Source organism: Lentzea sp. NPDC042327 (assembly GCF_040647275.1).
In the GTDB taxonomy this organism is placed as follows: Bacteria; Actinomycetota; Actinomycetes; order Mycobacteriales; family Pseudonocardiaceae; genus Lentzea.
This window is the reverse complement of record NZ_JBEZBX010000007.1, coordinates 38,031-59,990: the sequence shown is the minus strand read 5'-3', so window position 1 is coordinate 59,990 and position 21,960 is coordinate 38,031. Positions and strand designations below refer to the sequence as shown.

Annotated in this window: 13 protein-coding genes; 9 read left to right on the top strand and 4 right to left on the bottom strand. The window is 73.2% G+C overall.

All coding sequences use genetic code 11. The features are described 5' to 3' along the window. The first annotated feature begins 20 nt into the window (after positions 1-20). Genes AB0A63_RS19335 through AB0A63_RS19310 form a run of 6 tightly spaced genes read left to right on the top strand, consistent with a single transcriptional unit; the run spans position 21 to position 13,617 of the window. Positions 21-3,608, top strand: a complete 3,588-nt coding sequence (locus AB0A63_RS19335) for a DUF4132 domain-containing protein (RefSeq protein WP_360392855.1) — start codon at positions 21-23, stop codon at positions 3,606-3,608. Continuing rightward, positions 3,605-7,435: a DUF4132 domain-containing protein gene (locus tag AB0A63_RS19330; RefSeq protein WP_360392852.1), complete on the top strand. Its 3,831-nt coding sequence runs from the start codon at positions 3,605-3,607 to the stop codon at positions 7,433-7,435. The genes AB0A63_RS19335 and AB0A63_RS19330 overlap by 4 nt, the downstream gene beginning before the upstream one ends. Continuing rightward, complete coding sequence (locus tag AB0A63_RS19325; RefSeq protein WP_360392849.1) at positions 7,432-8,502, top strand: AAA family ATPase; 1,071 nt, start codon at positions 7,432-7,434, stop codon at positions 8,500-8,502. Before AB0A63_RS19330 ends, AB0A63_RS19325 begins: the two co-directional genes overlap by 4 nt. Further along, positions 8,502-10,718 (top strand): DUF5682 family protein, encoded by a 2,217-nt coding sequence (locus AB0A63_RS19320; RefSeq protein WP_360392846.1) that lies wholly within the window; start codon positions 8,502-8,504, stop codon positions 10,716-10,718. The genes AB0A63_RS19325 and AB0A63_RS19320 overlap by 1 nt, the downstream gene beginning before the upstream one ends. Further along, complete coding sequence (locus tag AB0A63_RS19315; RefSeq protein ID WP_360392843.1) at positions 10,715-11,818, top strand: VWA domain-containing protein; 1,104 nt, start codon at positions 10,715-10,717, stop codon at positions 11,816-11,818. The genes AB0A63_RS19320 and AB0A63_RS19315 overlap by 4 nt, the downstream gene beginning before the upstream one ends. Further along, entirely contained in the window at positions 11,815-13,617 is a 1,803-nt protein-coding gene (locus tag AB0A63_RS19310) for a hypothetical protein (RefSeq protein ID WP_360392840.1), read from the top strand. The genes AB0A63_RS19315 and AB0A63_RS19310 overlap by 4 nt, the downstream gene beginning before the upstream one ends. Positions 13,618-13,711: 94 nt before the next feature. On the opposite strand, the gene AB0A63_RS19305 is transcribed toward AB0A63_RS19310, so the two are convergent. The 3 genes from AB0A63_RS19305 to AB0A63_RS19295 all read right to left on the bottom strand — a co-directional run bounded on the left by AB0A63_RS19305 (position 13,712) and on the right by AB0A63_RS19295 (position 17,677). After that, positions 13,712-15,103 carry a BTAD domain-containing putative transcriptional regulator gene (locus tag AB0A63_RS19305; protein ID WP_360392837.1) on the bottom strand — a complete coding sequence of 464 codons (1,392 nt, stop codon included), beginning with the start codon at positions 15,101-15,103 and terminating at the stop codon, positions 13,712-13,714. 19 nt (positions 15,104-15,122) lie between these two features. Then, the gene (locus AB0A63_RS19300) at positions 15,123-16,043 is read right to left on the bottom strand and encodes an ArsR family transcriptional regulator (protein WP_360392834.1); all 921 of its coding nucleotides are present in this window, start codon (positions 16,041-16,043) and stop codon (positions 15,123-15,125) included. A gap of 314 nt (positions 16,044-16,357) precedes the next feature. Beyond that, positions 16,358-17,677, bottom strand: a complete 1,320-nt coding sequence (locus AB0A63_RS19295; RefSeq protein WP_360392832.1) for an MFS transporter — start codon at positions 17,675-17,677, stop codon at positions 16,358-16,360. A gap of 55 nt (positions 17,678-17,732) precedes the next feature. Between AB0A63_RS19295 and AB0A63_RS19290 the strand changes: the two genes are divergently transcribed. Then, positions 17,733-18,089 carry a metalloregulator ArsR/SmtB family transcription factor gene (locus AB0A63_RS19290; RefSeq protein ID WP_360392829.1) on the top strand — a complete coding sequence of 119 codons (357 nt, stop codon included), beginning with the start codon at positions 17,733-17,735 and terminating at the stop codon, positions 18,087-18,089. A 5-nt stretch (positions 18,090-18,094) separates the two neighbouring features. Here AB0A63_RS19290 and AB0A63_RS19285 read toward each other — a convergent pair whose 3' ends face one another. After that, the gene (locus tag AB0A63_RS19285) at positions 18,095-18,256 is read right to left on the bottom strand and encodes a hypothetical protein (protein ID WP_360392826.1); all 162 of its coding nucleotides are present in this window, start codon (positions 18,254-18,256) and stop codon (positions 18,095-18,097) included. A 20-nt stretch (positions 18,257-18,276) separates the two neighbouring features. On the opposite strand from AB0A63_RS19285, the gene AB0A63_RS19280 reads away from it, so the two are divergent. Then, a complete protein-coding gene (locus tag AB0A63_RS19280; protein ID WP_360392823.1) occupies positions 18,277-18,888 on the top strand; it encodes a hypothetical protein in 612 nt (203 codons plus the stop codon). A gap of 112 nt (positions 18,889-19,000) precedes the next feature. Further along, entirely contained in the window at positions 19,001-21,922 is a 2,922-nt protein-coding gene (locus tag AB0A63_RS19275; protein ID WP_360392820.1) for a discoidin domain-containing protein, read from the top strand. The last annotated feature ends 38 nt before the right edge of the window (positions 21,923-21,960 follow it).

The window sequence follows — 21,960 nt, the reverse complement described above, 5'->3', positions numbered from 1 at the left end:
TTGGACTCAGGGGGTACGGCGTGCGCAGGTGGGAGCTCGTCTCCGGTGGCTCGGCGAAGTTCTGGGAGGTGGAGCTGACCGGGTCGGCGGTGACCGTCCGCTTCGGACGCCTCGGCGCCGCCGGGCAGACCCAGACCAAGGAGCTCGCCTCGGCGGAGGCAGCCGCGGCGCACGTCGCGAAGCTGGTGGCGGAGAAGGAGAAGAAGGGCTACCGCTCCACGTCGGCTGCCTCTCCCAAGGCCGTGCAGCCCGGTGCCGCACCGTCGACGTCCAGCCGGCCCGCAGCCACTACAGCGCACACCACCGGCCATTTGACGGCCACTGCGCCTCTCGGCCAACCTGCCGCACAGCCCGCGGCTGCCACCCCCGCTCCGTCCCAGCCGAGCACCGCCCCCACCTCCACGCCTCCTTCCCCACCTCCCGTGGTGGACGAGGACACCTGGAGGATGCCGAAGGCGTGGCTGCGCGAGGCCATCCGCCAGCGCGGCTTCGACCCGGCGCCCGAGTTCACCCTCGACCCCGAGCTCGCCGCCACCGCCCGCGCCCGCGCCGCGGACCAGGTCGCCACCTCCGACCGCCTCCTCGCCGCCGAGGACTCCCACCCCGACCTGGTCGAGGCCACCCGCCAGCACCTCGCCGGCCGGCACAACCCCGTCGGTGCCGCCTGCGTGGCCGCCATGACGGCCAAGGACGTGGCGACGGTGCACCACTGGATCGCCGACCACGGGCTCGCGTTCGCGGTGGAGGCCGTGGTCGAGAGCCTCGGCATCCAGGCCGGCAGCAAGTGGCTGCCCCAGCGGAGCGCGCCCAGCGAGCCGCACCTGTACCGCTACGGTGCCGCTGTCCACCCGCGGGTGGACAGCACGACGGGCCGGATGCTGACGGCGACCCGGTACGCGCTCGCCGTGGCCGACGACGCGGAGCGCGCGGAGGCCGAAGCCGTCCTGGAGCGGTTGAGCACCCCCGACACGGAGTTGGTGCGGGCCTACCTGGTGACGTGGCGGGCCGACTGGTTCGACCGGGCGTGCCGGGCGCAGTCCGGGGCGAGCTGGTGGATGACGATCTGCAGCGCCAGCACGCTCGACGAGGTCGACCGGTCGCACGCGTCGCTGAACACGGGGACGACGGTCCTGTACACGGCGGTGTACGTGCTCGGACCGGCGGTCGCGCCGCTGCTCGCCGCCGACCTCGACAGCACCTACCAGCGGTCGGACCGGCGCAAGCAGGCGTTGAGGGTGTTGCAGCAGCTGCCGTGCGACGAGGCGTTCACGGCCCTGCTCGACCGGCTGGACACCAAGTACGTGCGGCCGGCGCTGCTGGCGGCGATGGCGGCGTTCCCGCGACGGGCGGCCCGGCTGCTGGGTGAGCGGGCGGGCAGCGACGCGGCCGTGCGGCAGCTGCTGACCGCGCACCTCATGTCGCACCCGTACGTCGAGGCTCCCGAGGGGTTCACCCCCGTCGAGACCGACCAGGTGCCGGAGGCGCCGGCCGAGGCGTTGCCCGCGGTGCTGGCCGCACCGCCGTGGCTGCACCGCAAGCCGCCGGTGAAGCCGGTCGTCGTGGCGGCCCTGCCGGTGCCAGGGCCGTCGGTGGTGTGGGCGCCGGGTGAACGCCCGGAGTGGCTCCGCGAGGACTACTGGACCACCTACCAGACCTGGCAGGAACTCCTGGTGGAGTTCCACGAGCGCAAGATCGCCTACCGCGCGCGGAACCTGTTCGCGCTGGCGCCCGAGGAGGTGGTGCGCCCGCTGCTGGCCGACTGGAACCCGAACACGGGCTGGGGTGCCGAGCTCACCGGCAAGATGCTGGCCGCCCGGTTCGAGCTGGACGCGCTGCCGCCGCTGCTGCGGATGGCCGAGGCGAACTCGAACAACGCCGTGGTCCTGCTGCCGTTCGCCACGCCCGAGGTCGCGGCGCTGATGGCGGACTGGTTCGTGCGGCTCAAGCAGGTCCGCAAGGTCGCCCTGGAGTGGCTGGCCCGGCACCGCGAGACGGCCGTGCGCCTGCTCGTCCCCGCAGCGCTCGGCAAGCCCGGCGCCGACCGCCGCGCCGCCGAGGCGGCGCTCCGCCAGCTGCAGAACACGGGCGTGGACGTCGTGGCCGCCGCGCCCAAGGCGGCGGAGGAGGGTCTGCGCGCCCTGCTGTCCGTCGACCCGGTGGACGTGCTGCCCGCGAAGCTGCCGGCCATCGGCGAGTGGGCCGACACCCGGCTGCTGCCGCAGGTGCTGCTGCGCGACCGCAAGCACGCGCTGTCCCCGCAGGCGGCGAGCCACCTGCTGATGACCGCCGCGCTGTCCAAGCCCGGCGACGTCTACGCGGGTCTGCTATTCGCCCGCGAACAGCTAGACCGCGACTCGCTGGCGGAGTTCGCGTGGACGGTCTTCCAGCGCTGGCTGGAGATCGGTGCCCCGTCGAAGGAGGGCTGGGCGCTGACCGCGCTCGGCTGGTTCGGCGACGACAGCACGGTGCGCGCGCTCGCGCCGTTGATCCGCGCCTGGCCCGGCGAGAGCCAGCACACCAGGGCCGTGACGGGTCTGGACGTCCTCGCCGACATCGGCACCGAGGTGGCGCTGTCGCACCTGAACAGCATCGCGGAGAAGGTCAAGTTCAAGGCCCTCAAGACCCGCGCGCAGGAGAAGGTCTCGCAGATCGCCGCCGAGCTGGGCCTGTCCCGCGACCAGCTGGCCGACCGCCTGGTGCCGCGCCTGGGCCTCGACGACGAGGCCTCGCTGGTGATCGACTACGGCCCGCGCCAGTTCCGCGTCGGCTTCGACGAGCAGCTCAAGCCCTACGTGCTGGACCCGGACGGCAAGCGCCGCAAGGAGCTTCCCAAGCCCGGCGCGAAGGACGACCAGGACCTCGCCCCGCTGGAGCACAAGCGCTACGCGGGGTTGAAGAAGGACGTCCGCACGATCGCGGCCGACCAGATCCACCGCCTCGAACGCGCCATGGTCGACCAGCGCACCTGGACCGCCGCGGAGTTCCACGCGGTCCTCGCCGCGCACCCGCTGCTGTGGCACATCGTCCGCCGACTGGTGTGGATCACCGACGAGGGCCTGTCGTTCCGCCTCGCAGAGGACCGCACCCTGGCCGACTCCGGCGACGACGAGGTCACCCTCCCCGAGACCGCGACCGTCCGCGTGGCGCACCCGGTGCAGCTGCGCGACTCGGCGGACGCGTGGGGCGAGGTGTTCGCCGACTACGAGATCCTCCAGCCGTTCCCCCAGCTCGGCCGCCCGCTGCACGTCCTGCCCGAGGGCGAGGACCTCCTGCCGCACCTGAAGAAGTACAGCGACGTGCCGTACCCGGTGGGCAAGATCCTCGGCCTGACGAAGAGGGGCTGGGTCCGCGGCGAACCCCAGGACGCCGGCGTCGAGTGCTGGATCACCCGCCCCCTCCCCGCAGGCGGCGCCCTGGTGGCGTCGCTCGACCCCGGCATCGCGGTCGGCGCGGTCGACGTCTTCCCCGAGGTCAAGTTCGACGACCTCTGGTACTCCCCCGACGGCCGGGGCTACTGGTCCGCCCAGCAGAATGCCTCGACCGCGGTCGAGGTCGACGCGATCACGACCTCCGAGCTGCTGTCCGAACTGGAGTCCCTGCAGTCGTGAACACGAACCAGAGGAGCACCGCGGTGCGCAGGTGGGAGCTGGTCTCCGGCAGCTCGGCGAAGTTCTGGGAGGTCGACCAGAACGGCACGGAGGTGACTGTCCGCTTCGGACGGATCGGCACGGCCGGCCAGACCCAGGTCAAGGACCTCGCCGACGAGGCGAAGGCCACGGCCCACGTCGCGAAGCTGATGGCGGAGAAGGAGAAGAAGGGCTACGCCGCCGTCGGCACGATGGCAGCCACGGCGCCCACGGGCGGCACGGCACCTGCACTCGGCACGGCACCGACAGTCGGCACGGCACCGGCTTCCAGCGGCTCGGCCCAGTCCAGCGCTGCGCAGCCCGCAGGCGCACAGCCTGGCGCTGCCCAGCCCAACAATGCTCAGCCCGCTGCAGCCCAGCCCACCGCGACCCAACCCGGCGCCGCCCAACCCAGCGCTGCCCAGCCGACCGCTGCCCAGCCAGGCGCTGCCCAGCCCGCAACCACCCCGTCCTCCACCACTTCCACCCTGTCGGCCTCGCCCACCCCACAACCGGCCGTCTCCACCTCCTCCCTCTCCGATGCTCCGACCGGCGCCCCAACCAACGCCCCGACCGACACCTCGACCGACACCCCACCTCCCGCCGTCGACGAGGACGCCTGGGAGATGCCCAAGGCCTGGGCCCGCACCGTGATCCGCCAGCGCGGCCTGGACCCGGCCCCGGAGTTCACCCTCGACCCCGCCCTCGCAGCCAAGGTCCGCCGGCAGTTCGCCGACAACGCCGAGCTGATCGACCGCGCACTGGCCGGTGCGGCCCCCGACCTCGTCGAGGCGACCCGCCGGCACCTCGCCGGTCAGCCCAGTCCCCTGGGCGCGGCGGCGGTCGCGACCATCACGTCGTCCGGTCAGCCGGTGGTGCACGCGTGGATCGCCGACCACGGCACGGCGTTCGCCGCCGAGGCGGTCGTCGAGTTCATGGGGCTGACGTTCGCCGACGAGTGGAACGTCAGGAAGGCGACCTGGGGCAAGGCCTGCCTGCACCGGGTGACCGACGGTTTCCACGCGGCGGCCGACACCGCCGAGGCCAAGATGCTCATCGCCGTCCGGTACGCGCTCGCGGTCGCGGACGACGCGGAACGGGCCGCCGCCGAGACCGCCCTGGAGGAGATGGGCGCGACGGGCCGGGTGAAGGAGCTGCGATCGTTCCTGGTGCCGGAGCGGTCCGACTGGTTCGCCGAGGTCTGCGCGCTGCCGCACACGTCGAGCAAGTGGTGGATGCTGCCGTGCACGGCGCGCAGCTACGAGGACTTCGTGCGTGCCGAGGCGTCGCTGACCAACTCGGCGTTCGTGCTGTACACGGCGGCCTACGTGCTGGGGCCGGCCATCGCACCGTTGCTGGCGCAGGAGCTCGACGAGGAGTACGGCTGGGCGGACGGCCGCAAGCAGGCGGTGAAGGTGCTCGCGGTGCTGCCGACCGATGAGGCGTTCACGGTCCTGCTCGACCGGTTGACCGCGAAGTACGTGCGTCCCGCTGTGCTGTCGGCGATGGCGGCGTTCCCGCGGCGGGCGGCCCGGCTGCTGGGGGAACGGGCCGGGCGCGACGACGAGATGCGCCGGCTGCTGACCGCTCACCTGATGTCGCACCCCGAGCTGGAGGTGCCGGCCGAGGTCCGGGCGGTGATCGCGGAGCACGAGGTGGACGTGTGGCCGGAGGCCGAACCCGGTCAGCTGCCGCCGCTGCTGGCGGCGCCGCCGTGGCTGGACCGCAGGCCAGCGCCGAAGCCCGTGGTGCTGACCGGCCTGCCGCTGCCGGCGCCGTCGGTGCGGTGGGAGGACGGTGAACGCGACCAGTGGCTGGAGTCCGGCCGCGAGTGGATCACCGCCCACCACAGCTGGCGCAAGCTGCTCAAGGACTTCAAGAGCGGCAACATCGGCTACTACGACAACGACCTGTTCCTGGCGGCACCCGAGAACGAGGTGCGGCCGCTGCTGGCGCAGTGGACGCCGAAATACACCTACAGCGTCGAGGAGTGGGGCAAGCGGATCGCCGCGCGGTTCGAGCTGGACGCGGTGCCGCCGTTGACGCTGCTCGCGCAGTCCACTCCGGGTGCCGGTGGCGTGGTGCTGGTGCCGTTCGCCACGGCCGAGGTGGCCGTGGTGATGGCCGGGTGGTTCGCGCGGACCAAGCAGCCCCGGCGCTGGGGGCTCGCGTGGCTCGCCCGGCACCGTGAGCAGGCCGCCCGGCTGCTCATCCCGGTAGCCGCGGGCAAGGCCGGTACCGCCCGCCGTGACGCCGAGGCGGCCCTGCGGCACCTGCACGGACTCGGGGTCGACGTGGCGGGACTCGCCGCGGAGTGCGGTGCGCAGGCGGCGGTCGACGCCGTGCTGTCGGTCGACCCGGTGGACGTGCTGCCCGCGAAGCTGCCGGTGATCGGCGAGTGGGCGGACACCCGGCTGCTGCCGCAGGTGCTGCTGCGCGACCGCAAGCACGCGCTGTCCCCGCAGGCGGCGAGCCACCTGCTGATGACGGCCGCGCTGTCCAAGCCCGGTGAGGTCTACGCCGGGCTGCCGGTCGCGCGTGAGGCGCTCGATCCCGCGTCGCTGGCCACGTTCGCGTGGGCGGTGTTCGAGCAGTGGCACCGGTCGGGTTCGTCCAAGGAGAGCTGGGCGCTGCACGCGCTGGGCTGGTTCGGCGACGACACGACGGTGCGCGCGCTGTCGCCGTTGATCCGCGCCTGGCCGGGTGCCAGCCAGCACGCCAGGGCGGTCGCCGGTCTCGACGTGCTCGCCGACATCGGCACCGAGGTGGCGCTGTCGCACCTGAACAGCATCGCCGAGAAGGTGCCGTTCAAGGGCCTCAAGACGCGGGCGCAGGAGAAGGTCTCGCAGATCGCCGCAGAGCTGGGGCTCTCGCGGGAACAGCTCGCGGACCGGCTGGTGCCGCGCCTGGGCCTGGACGACGCGGCGTCGCTGGTGATCGACTACGGCCCGCGCCAGTTCCGCGTCGGCTTCGACGAACAGCTCAAGCCCTACGTGCTGGACCCGGACGGCAAGCGCCGCAAGGACCTGCCCAAACCGGGTGCCAAGGACGACCAGGACCTCGCCCCGGTGGAGCACAAGCGGTTCTCGGCGTTGAAGAAGGACGTCCGCACCGTCGCCTCCGACCAGATCCAGCGGCTGGAGCGGGCGATGGTCGACCAGCGCGCGTGGACGGCCGAGGAGTTCCAGACGGTGCTCGCCGCGCACCCGCTGCTGTGGCACATCGTCCGGCGGCTGGTGTGGCTCACCGACTCGGGGCTGTCGTTCCGCCTCGCCGAGGACCGCACGCTCGCGGACTCGAACGACGACGAGGTGGCGCTGCCCGCGGACGCGACCGTGCGGGTCGCGCACCCGGTCGCGCTCGGCGACTCGCTGGCGGCGTGGGGCGAGGTGTTCGCCGACTACGAGATCCTGCAGCCGTTCCCGCAGCTCGGCCGGCCGCGGCACGTCCTGCCGGCCGGTGAGGACCTGTTGCCCCGCTTGAAGAAGTACTGCAACACGCCACACCCGATCGGCAAGGTCCTCGGGCTGACGAAGAAGGGCTGGGTCCGCGGCGAGCCGCAGGACGCCGGCGTCGAGTGCTGGATCACCCGGCCGTTCCCCGGCGGCGGAGCGCTCGTCGCGTCGCTCGACCCCGGCATCGCGGTCGGTGCCGTCGACGTCTTCCCCGAGGTCGGTTTCAGCGACATGTGGTTCTCCCCCAGCGGCCGCGGCACGTGGTCCGCGCCCAAGGACGCACCTCGCTCGTACGAGGTCGACCCGATCACGACCTCCGAGCTCCTCTCCGAACTGGAGTCCCTTCAGCCATGACCAGCACCCAGACGATGCAGCGCCCACCGGCCGAGGTCCGCTACGCCGACGAGCTCGCCCGCCTGCGCGACTCCGACACCGCGCCGAAGCCGCCGGGCTGGGCGCTGAGCCTCGAAGCCGCGCGGCGGTTCGTCGTCGGCGACGAGAAGCGCGGTGTCAGCAAGAAGTTCGTCGGCGACCCGTCGCTCGTGGACCGGGCGCTGGTCACGCTCGCGACCAGCCGCGGGCTGATGCTCGTCGGTGAGCCGGGCACGGCGAAGTCGCTGCTGTCCGAGCTGATCGCGGCGGCGGTGTGCGGCGAGTCGACGCTCACGATCCAGGGCGGCGCGGCGACCACCGAGGACCAGATCAAGTACTCGTGGAACTACGCGCTGCTGGTGGCGGAGGGACCGTCGCCGCGGTCGCTGGTGCCGGCGCCGATGCTGCGGGGCATGGCCGAGGGCAAGGTCGTGCGGTTCGAGGAGATCACCCGCTGCCCGCTCGAGGTGCAGGACTGCATGCTGTCGATGCTGTCGGACCGGGTGATGGCGATCGGGGAGCTGAACGGGCCGGACGGCATGGTGTTCGCGCAGGACGGGTTCAACGTGATCGCCACGGCGAACACGCGCGACCGCGGTGTCAACGAGATGAGCGCGGCGCTCAAGCGGCGGTTCAACTTCGAGACGGTGTTCCCCATCGCGGACTTCGACACCGAGCTGGCGCTGGTCGAGCAGGAGGCCGCGAAGCTGCTCGACCGGTCCGGTGTGCAGCTCGCGCCGAAGCGGGACGTGCTGGAGGTCCTGGTCAGGACGTTCCGGGACCTGCGGGAGGGCAGCGACCGGCTCACCACCGTCATGAGCACCGCGGAGGCGGTGTCGGTGGCGCACGCGGTCGGGCTGCGCGGGTGGTTCCTGCGCGGTGAGCAGGGGTCGGCGGCGGACGTGGTCGAGTGCCTGGCGGGCACGGCGGCCAAGGACAACGCCGAGGACCTGGCCCGGCTGCGGCGGTACCTGGAGCAGCACGCGCCGCGCCGCAAGGGCAAGCAGTGGCAGGAGCTGCACCGCGCCCGGCACCTGCTGCCCGGCTGATGGGGGCCGTGTTCGTCGGCGTCCGGCACCACAGTCCCGCCTGTGCCCGGCTGGTCGCCGCCACCATCTCCGCGCAGCAGCCGGCGTACGTGCTGATCGAGGGCCCCGCGGACTTCAACGAGCGCATCGACGAGCTGCTGCTGGGCCACAAGCTGCCGATCGCGTTGTTCAGCTACTCCGACGAGCACGCGTCGTGGGCACCGTTCTGCGACTACTCGCCGGAGTGGGTGGCGATCGCGGAGGCACGCCGCTGCGGGGCGGAGGTCAGGTTCATCGACCTGCCCGCGTGGCACAGGGCGTTCCGCGGCGTCAGCAACCGGTACGCCGACGCGGAGCTGCGCTACACCGAGGTGGTCGAGCGGCTGTGCCGGGAGTTCGCGGTCGACAACGTCGACGTGCTGTGGGACCACCTCTTCGAGTCCGTGCAGGACCCGCGGGGGCTCGTCGAGTACTTCGACCTGCTGCGCGGCACGGCCACGGCGGACGAGGGCGACTCGGCGCGCGAGGAGTACATGGCGCGCTGGGTTCGGGCCGCGGTGGGTGAGGCCGGGGACCGGCCGGTCGTCGTGGTCACCGGTGGTTTCCACACGCCCGCGCTCAGGGCGATGCTCGCCGCCTCCCCCGGGGACGACACCGCCGAGTGGCCGGAGGTGCCCGAACGCGAACGGGGCGCCAGCTACCTCGTGCCGTACTCGCACGCGCGGCTGGACGCGTTCACCGGCTACCAGTCGGGCATGCCGTCGCCCGGCTACTACCAGCAGGTCTGGGAGCAGGGTGCGCAGCGGGCGGCGGACTGGCTCGTCGAGTCGGTGGCGACGCGGCTGCGGCGCAGGCAGCAGCCGGTGTCGACGGCCGACCTGATCGCCGCGCGCACGCAGGCCGGGGCGCTGGCGCGGTTGCGCGGGCACGAGCAGCTCGCGCGCACGGACGTGCTGGACGGCCTGACCAGTGCGTTGATCTCCGAGGACCTGACGCAGCCACCGCCGTGGTCGCGCCGGGGCACGCTGCAGCCGGGTGCGCACCCGGCGCTGGTCGAGATGCTCGGCGCGCTGCGCGGTGAGCAGGTCGGCCGGCTGCACCCGAGCACACCGGCGCCGCCGTTGGTCGGCGCCGTGCAGGAGCTGTTGCGCACGCACGGCCTCGACCACGAGGGCACGCTGTCGCTCGACCTCACCGAGCCGCGGTCGCTGGAGCGCAGCCGGGTCCTGCACCGCCTGCGGGTGCTGCGGATTCCCGGTTTCCACCGCACCAGCGGGCCGGACCGGGGCGCGGCACCGGTGCTGGAGGAGCAGTGGGTGCTGCGGCCGGCGGAGGAGCGGCTGGCGGCGTTGATCGAGGCCGCCGAGCACGGTGCCACGCTGCCGGAGGCGGCCGGGGCGGTGCTGGAGCGGCGGGCGAGGCACGCCCAGTTGCAGGAGCTGGCCGTGGTCCTGTTCGACGCGGTGCTGTGCGGCATCTCCACGTTGTCGGGCAAGGTCAAGGAGGCGCTGAACGAGGGCGTGCGGGAGACCGGTGACCTCGCGGCGCTGGGCCACGTGCTGAGCGGTGTGCTGGGGCTGTGGCGGCACGACCGGTTGTTCGGCACGGCGAAGGACCCGTTGCTGGGCGCGGTGGTCGACGCCGGCACGACCAGGGTGCTGTGGCTGGTCGAGGGCCTGCACGGCGGGCCGGCCCCGGCCGACCCGGACCGGTTGCGGGCGATGGCGGCGACCAGGGACGCGGTGCTGCACGCGAAGTCCGCGCTGTCGCTCGACATCGCGGACGTGACGGGCGTGGCGACCAGGGTGAGCGAGGACGTGCAGGCGCCACCGGACCTGCGCGGTGCCGCGCTCGGGCTGGCCTGGTCGCTGGGTGCGCAGCCGGACGTGCGCAAGGTCAGGACCGTCACGGCGCTGGGCGACTGGCTCGCCGGGCTGTTCGCGGTGGCGCGCGAGGAGGTGCTCGCGAGCCCTGAGCTGGTCGGTGTGCTGGACGAGCTGGTCAGCGCGATGACCGAGGAGGAGTTCCTGGTGGCGCTGCCCGCGTTGCGGCTTGCCTTCGGCTACTTCCCGCCCAGGGAACGGGAGACGATCGCGGCGACCGTGCTGGAGCACCGCGGGGCCGACGGCGACGCGCGCGCCGTGACCCGGCTCGACACCGACCCGGTGCTCGTGGCGGAGGCGCTGGCGGTGGAACGGCGGGTCGACGGGCTGCTGGTGAAGGGCGGGCTGGCATGACGGACATGGAACGCTGGCGGCTGATCCTCGGTGAGCCCTCCGCGCGCTGCGCCGGGGGTCTGCGGGGCGAGGCGGCACGAAGGGACGCGGCGCTGGAGTGGCTCTACGGGCGTGATCCCGAGCTGGCCCAGCGCGGTGTGCGCAAGGGCGGCAACCAGGACTCGGTCGTGCAGACCGTCGACTGGCTGGACGAGGTGCACGCGCTGTTCCCGAAGGAGACGGTGGAACGGCTGGAACGCGACGCGGTCGAGCGGTACGAGATCACCGACATCGTCACGGACCCCGAGGTGCTGCAACGGATCGAACCCAACGCGGCGTTGCTGCGCGCGGTGCTGCGGACCAAGCACCTGATGAACCCGGCCGTGCTCGCGATGGCCCGCAAGATCGTCGAGGCGGTCGTCCGGCAGCTGGTGGAGAAGCTGAAGACCGAGGTGCGGCAGGCGTTCAGCGGCACGCGGTCGCGGCGGCCGAGCATCCACCGCAACTCGCGCAACTTCGACTTCCGCGCCACGATCAGGGCGAACCTGCAGCGCTACCGGCCCGACGAGCGCAAGCTGTCGATCGAGCACGCGAAGTTCTTCTCCCGCAACCGCAAGCACATCGAGCAGTGGCAGGTGGTGCTGCTGGTGGACCAGTCCGGGTCGATGACCGGCTCGGTGATCCACTCGGCGGTCACCGCGGCCTGCCTGTGGGGTCTGCCGGGGCTGCGCACGCACCTGATCGCGTTCGACACGAACGTGGTGGACCTGACCTCGGACGTGACCGACCCGGTCGAGCTGCTGATGAAGGTGCAGCTCGGCGGTGGCACGGACATCGCCAAGGCCGCCGCGTACGGCGCCGGGCTCGTGGACAGCCCGCGCAGGGCGGTCGTCGCGATCATCAGCGACTTCTACGAGGGCGGCAACCCGGAACGCCTGGTCCGCGTCGTGAAGGACCTGTGCGAGCAGGGCACCCACGTGCTGTGCCTGGCGGCGCTCGACGAGCAGGCGAACCCGGACTACGACCGCGTGCTGGGCCAGCGCCTGGCGAACGCGGGCGCCCACGTCGGCGCGATGACCCCTGGCGAGCTCGCCGAATTCGTTGCGGAGAAACTCAGGTGACCAGACCCGACCTGCTCGCGCTGACCCCGGACGCGCTGGCCGCGCTCGCCAACCGCGGGCTGGTGAAACGCGCGGTCAAGGAGCTCGACGCGGGAGTCGTGCCCGCGCTCGACACCGACCCGGCGGGCACCGTCCAGGGGAAGTTCCCGGACGGCACGACCACGACGCTGCCGCCGAACACCGCGCTCGACGCGGCGCGGTGCAGCTGTGGCGCGGCCGGTGTGTGCCGCCACCGCATCGCGGTGGTGCTCGCCTACCAGCGGACCGGGCCGGCGAGCGCACCGGTCGAGCTGTGGTCGCCGGGCGCGGTGACCGACGAGGACCTGACGGCGTTGATGGGCGAGCGCACCCTGCGCCGCGCCCGCCGGGCGTTCCAGGCCGGGTACCGCGCGAAGCTGCGCCGCCCGACCGCGGACGACCAGACGGCGCAGGCGGAGCTGCCGACCTGCACGGTGACGTTCCTGGTGCCCGGCGACCTGTCCTACGTCCACACCGACGCCGTCCACCGCGAGGAGGCCACGGCACTGGCGGTGTGGGCGTTCCGCGCGGCGGACGCCACCGGCGCGGACACCGTGGACGTCGGCGGATCTCCCACCACGGCAACGGATCTGACCGCGGTCACCGACCTGCTCGACCAGCTCCTGCTCGACGGTGCCACGAACGCGAGCGAGGTCCTCGACGCCGCCTGGCACCGCCTGCACCGGGACCTGACCGCCCAGCGCCTGCACTGGCCGGCCGCGGTGATCGCGGACCTGCTCGCCCAGCTCACCGCCTACCGCACCCGCAGCGCCGACTACGCGGCCGAGCAGTTCGCCGCCCTGCTCACCGAGCTGCACGCCCGCACCACCGCGACCGGTCCGCGCGCCGAGGTCCTCGGCTTCGACGAGCCAGCTGAAACCCCGCTGCGCCGCGTCCGCCTGACCGCGCTCGGCGCCCGCCGCCGCACCGAGACCACCGCCGACGTGTACCTCGCCTCGGGTGACGTGGTCCTGGTCCAGCGCGACACCCCGCTGCGCACCGCTGTGCGCCTGGCCGCCTCGAACGTCGTGTCCGAGTCGGCGACCCGCAGCGCCAGCCGCGTGGTGACCCTGAAGACCAGCCGTGTCGCCAAGACGTCCCTCACCCCGGTCGGCACCGCCTGGGACGACCTGCCGCTCCCCTTGGTCGTCACCGACTACGCCGCGACCGCCGCGGCCCTGGCCGACCTGCCACCCCGCCAGGTCCGCGCCCGCGTGGAGGCGGAGCTGGTCCGCGCCCTGCACGTCACCGAGGTGTCGGACGTGGCGTACGACCCGGCCGCACAACGCCTGACCGCGACCCTCCACAACCCGACCGGCACCTGCCGGCTGGAGGCCGCTCACCGCGCCGTGGCACCGCACGCGCTGGACGCCCTGGCCACCGCCCTGCGCTCTTCACCGACCACGATCACCGGTTCCGTGCGCCGCCACCGCGGCACCCTGGTGATCGACCCGCTGGCCGTGCACGCCGACTCCGGTGTCGTGGTCCTGGACCTGGCCACCGGCACCGCACCCCAGCAGTTACCGCCGGGTGACACGACCGCGGACGCGCTGACCGCGGCCATCGACAGCGCGCTGACGGTCTCCTCCGAGGCCGCGCACCGCGGCCTCGACCACCTGTCCCCGAGCCTGCTCGCCCGCACCCGCGAGGTCGCCGCCCACCTGCACCGCCTCGGCCTGCGGACGGCGGCGGCACGCCTGACGGCCTTCGCCGACGGGCCGAGCTCGCAGACCTGGGTCGCCGCGCACCTCAGGCTGCTGGTGACGGCCGACGCCCGCTGACCGGCGCCAGGGGGCGGCTCGGGAGGGCAGGCGGGAGATTGAGCAGGGCGAGGCAGAGCTGACGGCAAGGCGCGGTGCGGGTCGAGCGGCCTGTCTACCCGCCAGACCCGCTGGACGCAGCGGACGTGGACGCTGTCGGCACGGCCTGAACCGCTGGCACGGCCTGAACCGTTGGCACGGCTTGGTCCGCCGGAACCGCCCACACGACCGGCACCGTCGCCGCGACGACAGCGGAAGGAGCACCAGCGCCGACACGTCCGCCCGTCGCCCTTCGCCCCGCCGCGACCCCCACTCCGCCCACCGACGCGGTCGGGTCGATCCGGTGTGCCAGCAGGAAGTCCGCCTCCGCCTCCACCGCCCGCCCGAGCCGTTGCAGTGCGAACCCCCGCAGGTGGGCCGCCCGAGCCGCACCCCAGCCGCCCAGCGCCACGCCTTGCGTGTACGCCTCCACGGCTTCCTCCAGCCGCCCGCAGGAGACCAGTGCGTCGCCGCGCAACGCCCACGTGCGGTCGTCGCCGGGGCTCAGGGCGACCAGTTCGTCGGCGTGGCCGACCGCGCGTTGGCCCAGGCCGATCGCCAGGTGCGTCTGCACGAGGAGGGCGTGGAGGGCGTAGGCCTCGTCGGCCCACGCCAGGCGGTCGAACTCCGCCTCGCCCGGTGCAACGGAGGTCAGGCCCTCCACGGCCCGGCCGAGCAGGCGGTGGGTTTCCACGATGTCGCGCCGCACGAACGGGATCGTGGCGACGGCCCGGTGCAGGCGGACCCGTGCCAACGCGTCGGAGAAGCCCGCGTGCGGCAGTTCCGAGGCGGCCCTCATCGCCAGTGCGGCGGCCGCGTGCAGGGACGTCGAGTCCACTCCGGTGGCCGCGGCGCGGAACACCACGAACAGGGCCAGGTCCCGCCGGGTGGCGGCGGGCAGACCGGAGCGGGCGCCGCGCAGTGCGAGCGCCTCCACGGCCGGGGCGGGCAGGTGGCAGCGCAGGACCGCGAGCTGTTCCGCGGCGAACTCGGCGGCGAACGTGTGGTTGCGCGCGTCGGCCACGGTCAGGCCGATCACGGACGCGGCGCGGTGCGGGTAGCCGAGGCGCAGGAACAGGTCGCAGGCCACCCGGCGTTCGGCGGGGCGCAGCGACGGCTCGCCCGCGTGGGCGTGCACCCGCCACCACAGTTCCGAGGCCAGGTCCACCGGGAACGTCGTCATGTCGGCGCCGGCGCCGTCCAGGCGGCCCCGGCTGGCCGCGGTCAGCAGCCGCAGCTGGGCCGAGGGTGGCAGGGAGAAGCGGGGTACGGCGGCGGACTCGCCGGCCACGAACGCGCGCGCCATCGCGTGTGTGATGCGGGCGTGCAGGGCGGACGTCGGCACGGGGTCGGTCAGGCCGGCGTAGACGCCGCACGCGACGGGGACGTCGGCGGTGAGCAGGGCGCGCAGGCGGGTGGCCAGCGCGCGTGGGCTCGGGTCGGTGCGGTACCGCGGCAGCACGGTCATGCGGGCCTCCCGGTGGCGGTCAGGTGAGCAGTTCCCAGCCGCGCCTGGTCAGGCGGTGGCGGACGGAACGGCCGTTGCGGTGGGTCGACACGAAACCGGCGGTGCGCAGTGCGGTCGCGTGCTGTGAGGCGGTGGGCAGGCTGATGCCCACGTGCCGGGCGAGCTCGGTGGTGGTGCGTTCGGACGTGAGGGCGCGCAGCACGAGGGTGCGGGTGCGGCCCAGGGCCAGCTCCAGGGAGGCGCCGCCGGGCTGGGGTGTGGCGACCGGGTAGAAGAGCAGCGGTTGTGGTTCCGCGAACATCGACACGGCTGGGCGGGTGAGGCCGTGCAGCACCGGGACGATGAGCATTCCGGTGCCGCGCAACGAGATCTCGGTGTCCCAGGCGAGCTCCACGTGCAGGGCGGGTGCGGTCCAGGAGATCGACGGGTGCAGGTTGCCGAGCAGGTCGCCCAGGCCGCCGGTCATGGCCTGGCTGGACCGCAGCCGCACCTCCGCGTCGAACGCCTGGCGGGTCTCCGGCCAGTCGTGCTCGATCAGGTCGCGGTAGCCGGCGTTCAGCGCCGCGCGCAGGTCCTGGCGCGAAGTGGGCGTGCCCGCCGCGAACGAGCGCAGCCACGGCGAGGTGGTGCCGAGCATGGTCGCGATCTGGTCGCGCACGCGGGTCGCGGGCACGTCGAGCACCTGGCGCACGGCCTCGTCGAAGTCGGCGCGCGCGGAGTTGAAGAAGTCCGGGATGAACCGCCCCGGTCGCACGAGCTCGGCGAGCGGGCGGATCTGCGGCAGCAGCAGGCGGTCCCAGTTGCCGCTGTGCACCGTGAACACCAGTTCGTACATCGGCAGCGGGGCCGGTGCGAAACGGGTGCGCGCGAGGTCTTCCAGCTCGAAGAGAATGGTCAGTCCACGTCCCTTGGGCGCGGATTCGGACAACACGATCGGCATTTGCGTTCCCCCCGGAGTGCAAGCACTTCCGACGGTACGCAGATTTCGTTGTCCGGTCTCAGAGTTGTTCCGGTGTACAACGATCGGTGGACAATGTCAGACCGGCGGACCGCCCTGCTCGACAAGCTCGAACAGCAGGTCACGGGTGTCGTCGCGGTTCAACGACCGCCCTGCGGAAGATCGGCGGGCGTCACCCTGTCGAGTGCATCGGAATGAGTCGGCACAGCCCGTCTGAATCGATTTGCCGGTGCGCTGCCGCACTTCGGGAACGGTCAGGATCGCGACGTGGTCGTTCCCCCCGGGCAAGTGACCCGTCAGTGGCGCGGCCACCGCTCGTGGTGGTCGTCGATGCGGAACGGGTGAGCATGCCGCCACGCTCCCCCGGCCGGGACCGCGTCGCACAGGTGGTCGTGGCCGGGGTCGAGGTCGTCGTGGACGTGCTCGACGACCTCGGGGTCGGCCGTGGGCCACAGGTGCAGCGCGGCCAGGGCGGCGGTAGCGGCGAGCACGCCGAGCACGGCGAACGCCGCGGTGGTGCCGGCCGTGCTCGCGACCCAGCCGGCCAGCGGGTAGCAGACGAGCCAGCAGGCGTGCGAGAGCGCGAAGTCGGCGGCGAACAGCGCGGCCCGGTCAGGGTCGGCCGCGGACCGGCGCAGCAGCCGGGCTCCTGGTGTGAGCGCGAAGCAGCACCCCGCGCCGATCAACGCCCACAGCACGAGCACGCCCGTCCAGTGCGCCGAGACCGCGGTGACGCCGGCGAACAGCAGAGCGGTCAGTCCCGCGCAGGCGCGCAGCACGACCACGCGGTCGGGCAGCCGGTCGAGCAGGCGGGGCAGCACGAGCGCGGCGGCCAGCGAGCCGATCCCGTTGGCCGCCAGCGCGACCGCGACGTCCGGGGCGGCGCGGCCCAGCCCGTCGCGGACGTGGCCGACGGTGTTGACGAGCACCATGGACCCGGCGGCCGCGGCGGCGAGGTGGACGGCGAGCAGGCCGCGCAGCCGTGGTGTCGCCAGGTAGATGCGGAGGCCGCGGGTGGTGGCGCGGCAGCGGCCCGTGCGGGCCACCGGACGGGGCAGCAGCACCGACACCACGAGCACCGCCGACGCGGCGAAGCCGATGGACGTGCCGGTGAACAGGTGGCCGAAGCTGACGACGGTGAGCAGTGCGGCGGCGAGCGCGGGGCTGAGGAGGCCTTCGAGGTCGTAGGCCAGTCGCGACAACGTGAGCGCGCGGGTGTAGTCGCGTTCGTCGGGCAGCACGTCGGGGATGGTCGCCTGGAACAACGGCGTGAAGGCGGCGGATGCGGCCTGCAGCACGAAGATCAGCGTGTAGACCTGCCAGATCTCGTCCACCCACGGCAGCGCCACCGCGACCGCCGCGCGCACGAGGTCCAGCGCCACGAGCACCGCCCGCCGCGGCAACGCGCCGAGCACGGCGGCCGCGACCGGTGCCACGCCGACGTAGGCCAGCATCTTGACCGCCAGCGCGGTGCCGAGCACCGCGCCCGCCTGTGCCCCGGCGAGGTCGTGGGCGAGCAGCCCGAGTGCGACGGTCGCGAGGCCGGTGCCGGTGAGCGCGACGACCTGCGCGCCGAACAGGTGGCGGTAGGTGCGGTTGCGCAGCACGACCAGCATGCGCGGCACTATATGTGCACATGTACGCACACGTCGACCATGACATCATGCGGGCATGGGCTCACGCGACCACGTTGCAACAACGGAGTCTTGGCAACAGCTGCCGTCGGGCAAGCACGTCGAGACCGCCGTCGACGGGTTCCGGATGCTCGCCGACCCGACGCGGCTGCGCATGCTGTGGTTGTTGTGCGGCGACGAGTATGACGTGACGACGCTCGCCGGGAAGGTGCAGATCGCGCGGCCCGCGGTGTCACAGCACCTGGCGAAGCTCCGCCTCACCGGTCTGGTCACGGTGCGGCGCGACGGCCGCCGTTCGCTCTACCGCGCCCGCGGCGGGCACGTGCGCAGGCTGCTGTCCGAGGCCGTCAACGCCGCCGACCACCACCTGACCGGTGCGCCCGACCACGACTGACGGGCTCAGTCCTGAGCGCGGCCGGCTTCGGCGAGGCGCTCGTGCAAGCGCTCCCTGATCTGGTCGGGCGTGTAGGCGGCCCGGCGGCGCTGGTTGCGGGCCACGAGCGCGCCACTGGCCGCGACACCGGCGAACGCGGCGATGCCGAGCACCTTCCAGAGCTTCATGTTGCCTAGGCTACGTGCCCATGGCGACAACCCTGGACGAAGCCGTCGAACTGACCCGGACCGGCGACGTGTGGGTCTTCCGCGGCCGCAGCGCGGCGGACCGGGCGATCCAGGCGATGACCAACAGCCCGGTCAACCACGTGGGCATGGCGGTGGTCCTGGACGACCTGCCGCCGCTGATGTGGCACGCGGAGCTCGGCAAGTCGCTCAAGGACATGTGGTCGGGCACCCACCAGCGCGGTGCCCAGCTGCACGACCTGCGCGACGCCGTGGTGACGTGGCACGACAAGTACGGCCAGCGCGCGTGGGTGCGGCAGCTGCACCACCCCGTCACCAAGGAGGTGGAGGACGCGGTCCTGCAGACCATCGCCCGCCTGGACGGCACGCCGTTCCCGACCACCGCCCGGCTCGCGTCGCGCTGGCTGCGGGGACGGGTCCCGTTGCGGCCCAAGGCGGACGCGACGCTGGAGAGCGCGTTCTGCGCGGAGGTCGTGGCGGTCACCTACGAGGCCATGGGGCTGCTGCCCCAGCGCCGGCCGAACTGGTACGACCCCGGGCGGTTCTGGAGCGGGGACGACCTGGAGCTGCTGGACGGGGCGAAGCTGGGCGCGGAGATCGCGGTCACCGTCTGAGCACGGACCACGCCCGGCTGTCCACAAAACGACTTATATCGATCAGCACCTTGACCGCCGACCGGCCCGTCTCACACGATCGGGCCGGTCTCACCTCGAGGAGCTGACAACGATGTCATGGCAGATCGACCGCAGACGCTTCCTCCACGCCACGGGCCTGCTCGCCGCCGCGCCCGGGATCCTCGCCGCGGCGCCGGGCACCGCGCTCGCCCACCAGGCGGCCCCGCAGCGGGCTGTGCGGGACATCTACCACGAGGTGCTGCTGCGGCACACGAGGTGGTCCGAGACCCAGTTCGACGCGACGGCCGGGCGGTACCGGCGCACGGACTTCGGGTTCGCCGTCGTGCTCGGCAACGCGGTGCTGCTGACCAGGGGCACCTACGACGCGGCGCTCGCGGGTGTGGAGAAGGAGGTGCTCCGGCAGCGCACGCTGGCCACGATCAGGCACTTCGCCGCGAGCAACGTGCTGACCGGCGGCACGGAGTGGGGCAAGACCCTGTTCTGGGACACCACGTTCCAGTCGTACTTCGTGCTGGCGGCGCGGTTGCTGTGGCACGAGCTGGACGCGGCGACGCGGGCGAACGTCGAGACGATCGCACGGGGGCAGGCCGACTACACGACGTCGCTCGGCACGGGCAACGACCCGCGGTCGGGCAGCTGGACGCCGAACGGGCTGACCGGCGGTCACCGCGGCGACACCAAGCTGGAGGAGATGGGCGTCTACGCGCAGGCGCTCGCGCCGGGGCTCGCGTGGCACGGTGACGGCAGCGGGTGGCGGGAGGCGTTCGGGCGGTGGAGCCGCAACGAGGCCGGGTTGCCGGCCGCGGACCTCGCCAACCCGGCGCTGGTGGACGGTGTGCCGATCACGGCGAACACCGCGCGGAACCTGCACGACACGTTCATCGTGGAGAACCACGGCTCGTTCGGCCCGCACTACCAGGAGGAGCTGTGGCGCACCTCGGGGCGCAACGCCGTGCACTTCCTGCTGGCGGGGCGGCCGCTGCCGGAGGTGCTGACCCGGCAGCCGAACGGGGAGCTGTTGTGGCGCACCATCCTCGCGACCATGAGCGACGCCGGTGAGCCGTTGATGCCGATGGTCGCCGACCGGGAGCACCTCTACGGGCGTGACGTCATCCCGCTCGCGTTCCGCGCGACCGTGCTGGGCGACCGGATGGCGGCGTGGGCGGAGAGCGCGCTCGCGGCCCGGTTGCTCGCCTACCAGAACCACCCGCCGACCTACCGGCTCGCGAAGTTCTCCGGTGAGGCCAAGTACGAGCCGGAGGCGCGGGCCGAGATCGCGATCAGCTACCTGCTGCACGAGCTGCGCCCGGCGCCGGCTCCGGTGTCGCAGCAGGAGTTCTTCGAGCGGGCCGCGTTCACGGTCGACCACGGCGCGGACCCCGGTCTGCTCACGCACCAGTCCGCGGCGGCCTGGGCGGGCACGGTCACGAAGCCGGGCTTCACGAAGCTCGCCTGGCAGCCCGCGCACGACGACTGGCTGTTCAAGATCAGCGGGGCGACCCCGATGCTGCTGCCGCCCGCTGCCGTGACCAAGCGCGCCACCGTCGTCTACCGGGAGGTCCGCGACGGGTTCGCCGCCACGGCGAGCCTGCTGGCGTTCGCGGACGGCTTCGCGGGCACGGCCACGCTGCCCACCGGCACGATCGTGTGCGCGCTCCCCCGGCCCGGCCGGGTGGACGTGCACAACCTGGACATGCCCGGCATCCTCAGCGGCTCCCGCACGTACCGGGGTTCCGCGGGCACGGCCGTGGTGCGGGCGCGGGAGGCGTCCCGGGTCGACGAGCTGACGTTCCCGGAGACCACGGCCCGCCATGTCCGCGTGGTCGGGGTGCGGCCGCATCCCACCTACGGCTACTCGGTGTTCGACTTCGACGTGAACGGCGACCTCGCCCGCGGCAAGGCGACCACGGCGTCGTCGTACGACACCGGCCGTGAGCCGCGCATGGCCACGGACGGCAACCCGGACACGCGGTGGGCGGTCTCCCGTGCCGAGCGCGGGCGGGTGGACAGCTGGCTCGCGGTGGACCTGGGTGCCGCGCACGCGGTGCGGCAGGTGCGGCTGCGCTGGGAGTCCGCGGCGGCGGGCGCCTACCGGGTCGAGACGTCGGTGGACGGCGCCGCGTGGAAGACGGTCGTCGAGTACCCGCGGCCGGACCTGAGCACGCCGGGCTGGCTCGACGTCGACGGCCGCGCCGGGTTCGTCGCGCGCGGGGCAGAGCCGATCAGGGTGGAGGGCGACACGATCACGCTGCCCGCGGGCGTGGTCGAGGGCTACGTGCGGGCCGATCTGCGGGCCATCGCCGCGCAGGCACCGCCGCAGTGCCCGCCGGGGGTGCGGGCGAGCGTCGCCGACGGGTACCTCAGCCTCTTCAACCTCTCCGGCGCCGCCGTCACCGGCACGGTCGCGCTGCGCGGGTCGCGGTTGTACCGGGGCACGCAGGTCACCACCGCCGGTGGGACGAACTACGCGCTCACGCTGCCCGCCGCCACCGCGCGGGTCGAGGCGCCGTGGTTCACCGCGCGCGACATCCCGGCCGGCATCACGGCCGTGGTGCACGACGGGCGGCGCGTGACGTTCCGCGGCGGTCCGGCCCGGTTCACGCTGGAGCACCGGGACGGCCGCACGCTGCCGGTGGTGCTGGGCCAAGCCGAGCACACGGTCACGATGCCGGGCGCGCAAGCGTTTCCGTTCGACGACCTGGCGCTCGGGCGGGTCACGTTCCCGAACTCGGTGCTGCCGCAGGGGATGACCGATCCGGCCGCCGCGGTCGACGGTGACCAGCGGACCGCGTGGACACCGGGGCAGGACGGGCGCATGGTCGTGGACCTCGGTGCGGTGCACCGGATCGAGGAGGTCCGGCTCATGTGGACGGACGGGCCGGTGCCGCCGCACACGACCGGGTACAGCGTCGACGGCCGGACGTACGGGACGGCGACGGAGGCGCGGTACGTGGCGGTCTCGACCGGGTGGCGTCCGGGGCACGCCTCGCTCAAGAGCATCACCGTGCGGTGACGCTGGTTTCAACGGCCGGGCCCGCGGCAAACCAGACG